Genomic DNA, 2,068 nt, shown 5'->3' with positions numbered 1-2,068 from the left:
GATTTCGACCACGAACGGTTGCCCCAGCTGCTGCGACAGCTCATTGGCCAACGCGCGGAAGATCACATCCGACACGCCGCCCGCGGCAAACGGCAGCACGAGGCGGACCGGTTTGTTCGGATAATCGGCAGCCTCATCGGCCGACACCGTGCAGGGAAGCGCGGTCGCGATGAGCGCGCTGGACAATGACGCCCGCCATGCAACCGCGGCGCGCCGCGATAGCTTCCAAGCCATCAATTTCATTGCAGCCTCCAGAAGGGTGACATCTCGCCATGACTCGACGCCCCTCATCCTAGAGACGACCACCTATTCCAACAAACCATTCGTATTTGTGGATTTTTCGGATTTCCAGATAGATAGCCTGCCCCATTTCGATCGCACGAAACCGGGACATGGCGCACTGGGTCGATGCGCGCCGGGTACCAAGCGGGTGCAAAGGCGAGGTTCGGCGAGAACGCGCTGCCCCATCTCGAGGCAGCTACGCCGACGAGACCCGTTTCTTGGACGGCGCATGAGCCGCGGCAGCCATTGCCGGACGAGAAAGCGCCCACTGAGGCTCCAGCTCCTGCATCAATTGGCCAAACCAATCCGTGAATGCACGAACGGTGGGAGAAAGCTGGCGGTTCTTCGGATACATCACCGATAGGGGAACGGTCGGCGCTTTCAACTCTGGCAACACCTGGCGCAGCGCGCCACTACGCAGATGGGGAATGACCATGTAACTGGCCGCCCGTATCAACCCCAAACCCTCCAGGCCGCTGCAGACATAAGCGTCCGTGTCGTTAACAGTAATACGCTCTGGGACGCGTATAGCACGCTCCTCGCCATCGACGACGAACGTCCAGTGCATGCTTCGTCCGCTCCGACTAGATATGAACCCCACTGCATGGTGATTCTTCAAATCGTCCAGCGACCGGGGTTCGCCATATGCCGCGAGATAAGCCGGCGAGGCACACGTCACCCACTCAAACCCAGCAACGCGGCGCGCGACGAGGGTGGCCGAATCCTGGGGAACGCCCGCGCGAATCACGCAATCGACCCCCTCCTGGACAAGGTCGATCGTCTTATCCCCAGATGTCAGGATCAGTTCGACATCGGGATACGTCTCCTGGAAACGCTTGATGGCTGGTAACACGAACAAGCGCGCTATCGAGGACGTCGTATCCACGCGCAACTTGCCCCGGGGCCTCCCCGCGCTGCCGGGAAACGAGGCCTCGACCATTTCGATATCCGACAACAAGCGACGGCAATGGTCGTAATAGAGGGTGCCATCCGGCGTGAGGCTCAAATGCCGCGTGGTCCGCTGCAGCAGCCTGACTCCTAGGTAGGTTTCCAGCTCCTTGACTATTCGCGTGACCGACGAAGCGGGCATGCCTAGGCTCTCAGCCGCCTTGCCAAAGCTGTGCGCCTCGACGACGCGCGTGAAAACCTGCATCGCCTGAAGTCGATCCATTCCGGTGCCCCTGTATGCTTCGTTCTGCCGGTAACGACGCCATCAGTATTGCTGATTTTCAGCGGGAAATTCTTCCAAATTTGCGAAAAAACGATTTCGCACGGACGTGCGAGAGGGGAGATGGGCTACGGCGTTGCGTGGAAATCGCGTGGCAAAGCGTGCTGCACCGTTGCAAGGCGCTTCCTGCACAGCGCGACCGACTTTCAAACCACCCCCAGCAGCGACTCCAGCCGACTCGGGTCACGCGCCAGTTCGTCGCTGGCTGCGCGCAGGCAGATCCGCCCGCGTTCCAAGACAATGGCCTGCGTCGTCATTTGCAAGGCCACGATGGGATGCTGCTCAACCACCACGGCAGTGATCCCGCCCTGCTGCATCATCTGCCGGACGGACTGGGCCACCTCTTGCGCCACGATGGGTGCGAGCCCCTCCAGCGGCTCATCCAGCAAGAGCAGCGCGGGATTCGTCATCAGCGCGCGGCCGATGGCCAGCATTTGCTGCTCTCCACCGGAGAGCTGGTCACCATAATGCCCTCGTCGCTCCTGGAGGCGGGGGAAAAGCGACCAGACAGCCTGCTTGTTCCATGGTCCCGGGCGGGCCACGACGTCTAGGTTCTCC

2 protein-coding genes and 1 pseudogene are annotated in these 2,068 nt (G+C 61.1%); all 3 read right to left on the bottom strand.

From position 1 onward, the window contains the following. A pseudogene (locus IRZ12_RS17505) lies at positions 1 to 243 on the bottom strand (tripartite tricarboxylate transporter substrate binding protein); the annotation flags it as partial. A gap of 235 nt (positions 244 to 478) precedes the next feature. After that, entirely contained in the window at positions 479 to 1,453 is a 975-nt protein-coding gene (locus IRZ12_RS17500; RefSeq protein ID WP_296471381.1) for a LysR family transcriptional regulator, read from the bottom strand. Positions 1,454 to 1,656: 203 nt separating this feature from the next. Continuing rightward, a partial coding sequence (locus IRZ12_RS17495; protein ID WP_296471378.1) for an ATP-binding cassette domain-containing protein occupies positions 1,657 to 2,068 on the bottom strand: 412 nt, incomplete at its 5' end.

This window comes from Pigmentiphaga sp. (assembly GCF_019689535.1).
Lineage (GTDB): Bacteria > Pseudomonadota > Gammaproteobacteria > Burkholderiales > Burkholderiaceae_B > Pigmentiphaga.
The sequence above is the reverse complement of the archived record's forward strand: the minus strand, read 5'-3'. Positions and strand labels throughout refer to the sequence as shown.

Excerpts from the sequence above, each read along its gene's own strand:
- IRZ12_RS17500 (WP_296471381.1), bottom strand. The coding sequence starts at position 1,453 with ATGGATCGACTTCAGGCGATGCAGGTTTTCACGCGCGTCGTCGAGGCG.